This is a genomic window from Pseudomonas oryzihabitans NBRC 102199 (assembly GCF_000730625.1).
Lineage (GTDB): Bacteria > Pseudomonadota > Gammaproteobacteria > Pseudomonadales > Pseudomonadaceae > Chryseomonas > Chryseomonas oryzihabitans.
On the sequence record NZ_BBIT01000025.1, the window covers coordinates 59,036 to 66,350 of the forward strand.

The window sequence follows — 7,315 nt, forward strand, 5'->3', positions numbered from 1 at the left end:
GGCTAGAGGCCAGTCCTGGCCTTGGCCTTTTCCGCGCGCCGCTTGCGACTTTCCTTGGGGTCCGCAAGCAGCGGGCGATAGATCTCCACCCGGTCACCCGCCATCAGCCTGCGCTCGTTCGGCTTGGCTACCAGCTTGCCAAAGATGCCGACCCGAAAGGCTTCGCGCTGTTCGGGTGGCAACTGCTCGAGCAGCCCCGACGCCCGCACCGCCTGCTCGACCGTGGCACCCTCTTCGAGCTGCAGACTCAACAGCCATTGCCGCTCCGGCAACGCCAGCGCCACCTCGATGGCGAGACACTTAGCCATAGAGGGCTCGAGCACGCTGGCAGAAGGCATCCACCATAGTATTGGCTGCCTGATTGAACAACGGGCCCAGGGTCGCGCGGACGATGGCGCTGTCGTATTCGAAGGACAGATCCAGGGAAATCTTGCAGGCCTTGTCGCCCAGCGCCTTGAACGTCCAGACGCCGTGCAGCTGCTTGAAAGGACCCTTTTCCAGATCCATGGTGATGGACTCGTCCGGCACCAGGGTATTGCGGGTCGTGAACTGCTGGCTGAGACCACCCTTGGCCACGGTGAGACCGGCGCGCATCAGGCCTTCGTCCTGCTCCAGGATCTGGGCGGACGAGCACCACGGCAGGAACTCCGGATAACGGTCCACGTCATTAACCAGCGCATAGAGTGCTGAAGCAGGATAGGGCAGCAACGCCGAACGTTGGATGTGCGTGCTCATCGGAACCTCGTAGAATAGCGAAATCGGTGTCGGACCTTGAATTTGAGGGCGGCGCACGCATTTTACTCCCGCACCAGCCTGCCGCAGTCCAGAACCGCGGTATTGTCCGTGTTTGCTCATACCCGCTCAAGCGCGTGGCGACATTTCCCCTGACTCGCTGTACCCTGGAATCATGGCCAAGCAAAAGAAAGTCTCCCCCGGCAGCATCGCGCAGAACAAAAAGGCGCTTCACGAATACTTCGTCGACACCCGCTTCGAGGCGGGTGTTTCCCTGGCAGGCTGGGAGGTCAAGAGCCTGAGAGCCGGCAAGGCGCAGCTGACTGACAGCTATGTGCTGCTCAAGGACGGCGAAGCCTGGCTGCTGGGCAGCCATATCACCCCGCTGCAGACCGCCAGCACCCATGTCATCGCCGACCCGACCCGCACCCGCAAGTTGCTGCTCAACAAGCGCGAGCTGGGCAAGCTGTTTGGCGCCGTGCAGCAGAAGGGCTACGCCTGCGTCGCCCTGTCGCTCTACTGGAAGAAGCACCTGGTCAAGTGCGAGATCGCGTTGGCCAAGGGCAAGAAGGAATTCGACAAGCGCGCGACCGAGCGCGAGCGCGATTCCGACCGCGAGATCCAGCGCGCCATCCGCAAGGACGCCAAATAGCCAAGCGGCCGAAAAACGTTTCGTCAGCAATGACTTGCGTCGGACGGCCGGAATTCCTATAGTGAACGACCAGCAAGTTTTGGGGGCGATTAGGATTCGACGCCGGTAACGAAACTTGAGGGGCATGCCGAGCTGGTAGCAGAACTCGTAAATTCGCTGCTGCAAACTTATAGTTGCCAACGACGACAACTACGCTCTAGCTGCTTAATGCGGCTAGCAGTCGCTAGGGGATGCCTGTAAACCCGAAACGACTGTCAGATAGAACAGGATCGCCGCCAAGTTCGCTGTAGACGTAACGGCTAAAACTTATACAGCTCGCCCAAAGCACCCTGCCCGTCGGGCCGCAATGGGTTAACTCAGTAGACAGGGCTAAGCATGTAGAACCGATAGCGGAGAGCTGGCGGACGGGGGTTCAAATCCCCCCGCCTCCACCAAAAAGAAAGGGCAGCCACTGGCTGCCCTTTTTCTTTGCCCATCGTTTAGAACGGGATGTCGTCGTCGAAGCTGTCGTAGTCCTGCTGAGCCGGCTGCTGCTGCGGACGGGACTGCGGCTGCTGCTGGGGACGGCTGTTGCCGTTGCCGCCATTGCCACCGTTGTCATACTGCGGTGCCGACTGCTGCGGACGGGGGGCACGCTGCTGCTGGGGCGCAGGCGCGCTCTGGTTGTATTCGTCGTTGCCACCGGCATTGCCGCCACGGCCACCCAGCAACTGCATGTTGCCGTTGATGTCGACAACGATTTCGGTGGTGTAGCGATCCTGACCGTCCTGGCCCTGCCATTTGCGGGTACGCAGAGTGCCCTCGACATAGACCTGGGAGCCCTTGCGGATGTACTCGCCGGCGATCTCGGCGAGACGACCGAAGAACACCACGCGGTGCCATTCGGTGCGGTCCTGCTGCTGACCGGTCTGCTTGTCCTTCCAGCTCTCGCTGGTGGCCAGGGTGACGTTGGTCACCGCATTGCCGTTGGGCATGTAACGGGTTTCGGGATCGGCGCCGGCATTGCCGACGAGGATGACTTTATTGACGCCACGGGCCATATGAATCTCCTGATGAGGCTGTCGATCAAGCGGCGACCGGTGTTTGACTAACCAGTCGCTCCAATTGCGCCCGATCGACGATTTTAGTATCGATCTTGATGTAGACGGCCTGCTCTTCCGCCACCACTACCGCATCGGTCACTCCGGCCAGGGCCAACAGGCGTCCGACCAATCCCTGGTCGTTGACTAGCGCGGGCGTAACCGGCAAACGCAGACTGGTGACATAGGGCGGTTCCCGCATCGTACCAGCTACCACCGCCCATCCCAGGCAAAGCGCCGCACAACCCAGGAAGACGGTGGACAGGCCACCATGCTGGAACAACCAGCCCCCGAGGATACCGCCCAACGCGGAACCAAGGAACTGACTGGTGGAATAGATCCCCATGGCGGTGCCCTTGCCACCGGCCGGGGCCACCTTGCTCACCAGCGACGGCAGCGAGGCCTCCAGCAGGTTGAAGGCGGTAAAGAACACCACGATGCCGATGACCAGGGCCACCAGGCTGTTGCTGAAAAAGAAGAAGTACAGCTCGCACAGCACCAGCACACTGATGGCGCCCACCAGCACGCGCTTCATGCGCCGCTTCTTTTCACCATAGATGATGAAGGGGACCATGGCGAAGAAGCCGACCACCAGCGCGGTGAGATAGACCCACCAGTGCTCTTCCTTGGGCAGCCCGGCATGTTCGGCCAGGGCCAGCGGCAGGACGACGAAACTGGCCATCAGCACGGCGTGCAGCGCCAGGATGCCGAAGTCCAGCCGCAGCAGGTCGCGATTGCGCAGGGTCGCGCCCAGCGCCTGGCGCGCCAGGTTCGACTCCCGATGGGCGAAGGGCGAAGCCTGGTGCGGCACCAGGAACAGCACGATCAGCAAACCGACCAGTGCCAGTCCGCAGGTGGCCCAGAACAGCCCGGCGAGACCATAGGCACGGGTCAGCAAGGGGCCGGCCACCATCGCCACGGCAAAGGACACGCCGATGCTCATGCCGATCGTGGCCATGGCCTTAGTGCGATGCTGCTCGCGGGTCTGATCCGACAGCAGCGCCATGATGGCCGCCGAAATGGCGCCGCCACCCTGGACGACACGCCCGGCGATGACGCCCCAGATCGAGTGGGCATTGGCGGCAATGGCGGCACCAAGGGCGAACACCAGCAGTCCACCAATGATGATGGGGCGTCTACCGATGCGATCGGACAGCGTCCCCAGGGGAATTTGCAGGACCGCCTGGGTCAAACCATAGGCACCTATGGCGAGGCCGATCAGCGCCGGGGTGGCATCCGCCAACTCCTGACCATAGGTCGCCAAGACCGGGAGCACCATGAACATACCGAGCATACGAAAGGCGAAGACCAGGGCCAGCCCGAAGGCGGCACGGCGTTCGACGCCGTTCATGGCTTCACTGCGCTTGTCGAGCATTGATAATCCTCTCGTCGGCGACAGGCTTTTACGTCGCCACACAGCTTTAAAACAGTCGTGACAATGACCATTTAGGGAGGAAGCGGTGAAGATAGCCGAGCGCTCGTCCGAACGTTCCCGACCGCCAGGATCACGAACGCCCGATCACCGCTGTCGGGCCGTTAATTTTACCAGCCTTACCCCCTCTCTCACAGGCGCGGCAGATAGCCGCAGCCCGGGACGAGACCTCTTTTCTAGTGAAGCGCCGCCAAAACGAGGCAGAAGTCTACGTGGATAAAATCCTCATCCGTGGGGCCCGCACCCATAATCTGAAGAACATCGACCTAACCCTTCCCCGGGACAAGCTCATCGTCATCACCGGACTGTCCGGCTCCGGCAAGTCTTCGCTGGCGTTCGACACCCTCTATGCCGAAGGCCAGCGCCGCTACGTGGAGTCCCTGTCGGCCTACGCCCGCCAGTTCCTGTCGATGATGGAAAAGCCCGATGTGGACACCATCGAAGGCCTGTCGCCAGCGATTTCCATCGAGCAGAAGTCCACCTCGCACAATCCGCGTTCCACCGTGGGCACTATCACCGAGATCTACGACTATCTGCGCCTGCTCTATGCCCGCGTCGGTACGCCGCGCTGTCCGGAGCACGATGTGCCCCTGGAAGCCCAGACCGTCAGCCAGATGGTCGACCAGGTGCTGGCCATGCCGGAAGGCCAGCGGTTGATGCTGCTCGCCCCCATCGTGCGCGAGCGCAAGGGTGAGCACCTGTCGGTGTTCGAGGAGTTGCGTGCCCAGGGTTTCGTCCGCGTCCGCGTCAACGGGCGGCTGCACGAGATGGACGAGCTGCCCAAGCTCGACAAGCAGAAGAAGCACACCATCGAAGTGGTGGTGGATAGATTCAAGGTGCGCGAAGACCTCCAGCAGCGCCTGGCGGAATCCTTCGAGACGGCGCTGAAGCTGGCCGACGACATCGCCATCATCGCCCCCATGGAAGGCGATAAGGGGGAGGAGATCGTCTTCTCCGCGCGCTTCGCCTGCCCGATCTGCGGCTTCTCCATCGGCGAGCTGGAACCCAAGCTGTTTTCCTTCAACAATCCCGCCGGCGCCTGCCCTACCTGCGACGGCCTGGGCGTGAAGCAATTCTTCGACGCCCGCCGGGTGGTCAACGAGGAGCTCAGCCTCAGCGAAGGCGCCATCCGCGGCTGGGACAGACGCAACGTCTATTACTTCCAGATGCTCGGCTCGCTGGCGAGTCACTATGGCTTCAGCCTCGACGCCCCCTTCAAGAGCCTCGATGACAAGCATCGCAAGGCGGTACTCAGCGGCTCCGGGCGCGAGAGCGTCAACTTCCGCTATCTCAATGACCGCGGCGATATCGTCAAGCGCGCCCACCCCTTCGAAGGCATCCTGCCGAATCTTGAGCGGCGTTATCGCGAGACCGAATCCCAGAGCGTGCGCGAAGAGCTGGCCAAGTACCTGAGCACCCAGCACTGCCCGGACTGCAATGGCACCCGCCTGCGGCGCGAAGCGCGCCACGTCTGGGTCGGCGACAAGACCCTGCCGGCGGTCACCCGTCTGCCCGTGGGCGATGCCACCCAGTACTTCCAGGACCTTACCCTCAGGGGCCAGCGGCAGCAGATCGCCGACAAGATCCTCAAGGAGATCCGCGAGCGCCTGCAGTTCCTGGTCAACGTCGGCCTGGACTACCTGACCCTGGATCGCAGCGCCGACACCCTCTCCGGTGGCGAGGCGCAGCGTATCCGCCTGGCCAGCCAGATCGGCGCGGGCCTGGTAGGCGTCATGTATATCCTCGACGAACCCTCCATTGGTCTGCACCAGCGCGACAACGAGCGGCTGCTGGGCACCCTGACTCACCTGCGCGACCTGGGTAACACCGTCATCGTCGTCGAGCACGACGAGGATGCCATCCGCCTGGCGGACTATGTCATCGACATCGGCCCGGGCGCTGGAGTGCACGGTGGCCAGATCATCGCGGAAGGCACGCCCGACCAAGTCATGCGGCATCCCGACTCGGTGACCGGGCAGTACCTGTCGGGCCGCAAGAAGATCGTGGTGCCCGCCAAGCGCACGCCACGGGACAAGAAGAAGCTGCTGAAGCTGAAGGGTGCCCGCGGCAACAACCTGCAGAACGTCAACCTGGAGATCCCGGTTGGCCTGCTGACCTGCGTGACCGGGGTATCCGGCTCCGGCAAGTCGACCCTGATCAACAACACCCTCTTCCCGCTGACCGCCACGGCGCTCAATGGCGCGACGACCCTGGAGGTCGCTGCCCACGACAGCTTCGACGGCATGCAGCACCTGGACAAGGTGGTGGATATCGACCAGAGCCCCATCGGCCGGACCCCGCGCTCCAACCCGGCGACCTATACCGGACTCTTCACCCCCATCCGCGAGCTGTTTTCCGGCGTTCCGGAATCCCGTTCTCGCGGCTACACCCCGGGGCGCTTCTCCTTCAATGTCAAGGGTGGCCGCTGCGAGGCCTGCCAGGGCGATGGGGTCATCAAGGTGGAGATGCACTTCCTGCCGGACGTCTACGTCGCCTGTGACGTCTGCAAGGGCAAGAGGTACAACCGCGAGACCCTGGAGGTGAAGTACAAGGGCAAGACCATCACCGAGGTCCTGGACATGACCATCGAGGAAGCCCATGCCTTCTTCGAGTCCATCCCTGCACTGGCGCGCAAGCTGCAGACGCTGATTGATGTCGGCCTGTCCTATATCCGTCTCGGCCAGAGCGCCACGACGCTGTCAGGGGGTGAGGCTCAGCGTGTGAAGCTGGCCCGGGAGCTGTCCAAGCGCGATACCGGCAAGACGCTCTATATCCTCGACGAGCCCACCACGGGCCTGCACTTTGCCGATATCCAGCAATTGCTCGACGTGCTGCATCGACTACGCGATCACGGCAATACCGTGGTGGTGATCGAGCACAACCTCGATGTCATCAAGACCGCCGACTGGTTGGTAGACCTCGGTCCGGAAGGCGGCTCCAAGGGTGGTCAGATCATCGCGACGGGTACACCCGAGGAGGTCGCGGCAAACAAGAAGTCCTACACCGGCCACTTCCTCAAGCCCTTGCTGGAACGTGACCGGGAGTAATCTCGAGCACCGACTTGAAGGCAAAAAGCCCGGCATATGCCGGGCTTTTTTGTAGGTGACTCACTGCTCTATCGCGGCCATGGGCCGCTCCTACGCTGAGACGCTTTGTAGGAGCGGCCGCATTGGCGGACTGCCATGGCTACAACAGCCCGGCGCAGCCGGGCGGTTGTAGCTCTTGTGCTCTTGCAGACTCAAAGCAGTCCCTGAAATCCGGGAAGCATCCTCAAGCCCTCGCCGCACCGCTTCTAGTCCCCTCTCCCCCCGGGAGAGGGCTAGGGTGAGGGCAACCTCAGCTACGCAGCCCCAGGCTTCCGCTAGCCGATCATCTGCCCCCAGCGCCTAGGCATGCTGACGTCCGGCCAAACTTTTCCCG

General features: G+C 62.5%; 6 protein-coding genes and 1 other RNA gene. 3 read left to right on the forward strand and 4 right to left on the reverse strand.

What is annotated here, in order from left to right; genetic code table 11:
• Positions 1-2 precede the first annotated feature (2 nt).
• Positions 3-308 (reverse strand): RnfH family protein, encoded by a 306-nt coding sequence (locus tag POR01S_RS22225; RefSeq protein ID WP_081875254.1) that lies wholly within the window; start codon positions 306-308, stop codon positions 3-5.
• Positions 301-735: a type II toxin-antitoxin system RatA family toxin gene (locus POR01S_RS22230; protein WP_027599125.1), complete on the reverse strand. Its 435-nt coding sequence runs from the start codon at positions 733-735 to the stop codon at positions 301-303. Before POR01S_RS22230 ends, POR01S_RS22225 begins: the two co-directional genes overlap by 8 nt.
• A gap of 172 nt (positions 736-907) precedes the next feature.
• Here POR01S_RS22230 and smpB point away from each other — a divergent pair, with 172 nt between their 5' ends.
• Positions 908-1,384 (forward strand): SsrA-binding protein SmpB, encoded by a 477-nt coding sequence (gene smpB, locus POR01S_RS22235; protein ID WP_007162671.1) that lies wholly within the window; start codon positions 908-910, stop codon positions 1,382-1,384.
• An 81-nt stretch (positions 1,385-1,465) separates the two neighbouring features.
• Positions 1,466-1,818: a transfer-messenger RNA gene (gene ssrA, locus POR01S_RS23585) on the forward strand.
• Positions 1,819-1,863: 45 nt separating this feature from the next.
• Here the strand turns inward: ssrA and ssb are convergent.
• On the reverse strand, positions 1,864-2,424 hold the full coding sequence (gene ssb, locus POR01S_RS22240; protein WP_007162672.1) for a single-stranded DNA-binding protein: 561 nt from the start codon (positions 2,422-2,424) through the stop codon (positions 1,864-1,866).
• 25 nt (positions 2,425-2,449) lie between these two features.
• Entirely contained in the window at positions 2,450-3,838 is a 1,389-nt protein-coding gene (locus tag POR01S_RS22245; protein WP_042138404.1) for an MFS transporter, read from the reverse strand.
• A 269-nt stretch (positions 3,839-4,107) separates the two neighbouring features.
• On the opposite strand from POR01S_RS22245, the gene uvrA reads away from it, so the two are divergent.
• The gene (gene uvrA, locus POR01S_RS22250) at positions 4,108-6,942 is read left to right on the forward strand and encodes an excinuclease ABC subunit UvrA (protein WP_042138407.1); all 2,835 of its coding nucleotides are present in this window, start codon (positions 4,108-4,110) and stop codon (positions 6,940-6,942) included.
• Positions 6,943-7,315 lie beyond the last annotated feature (373 nt).

Bases quoted from the DNA above. Each gene is read 5' to 3' on its own strand.
- POR01S_RS22230 (WP_027599125.1), bottom strand. From the start codon at position 735: ATGAGCACGCACATCCAACGTTCGGCGTTGCTGCCCTATCCTGCTTCA.
- ssb (WP_007162672.1), bottom strand. From the start codon at position 2,424: ATGGCCCGTGGCGTCAATAAAGTCATCCTCGTCGGCAATGCCGGCGCC.
- POR01S_RS22245 (WP_042138404.1), bottom strand. From the start codon at position 3,838: ATGCTCGACAAGCGCAGTGAAGCCATGAACGGCGTCGAACGCCGTGCC.
- POR01S_RS22225 (WP_081875254.1), bottom strand. From the start codon at position 308: ATGGCTAAGTGTCTCGCCATCGAGGTGGCGCTGGCGTTGCCGGAGCGG.
- smpB (WP_007162671.1), top strand. From the start codon at position 908: ATGGCCAAGCAAAAGAAAGTCTCCCCCGGCAGCATCGCGCAGAACAAA.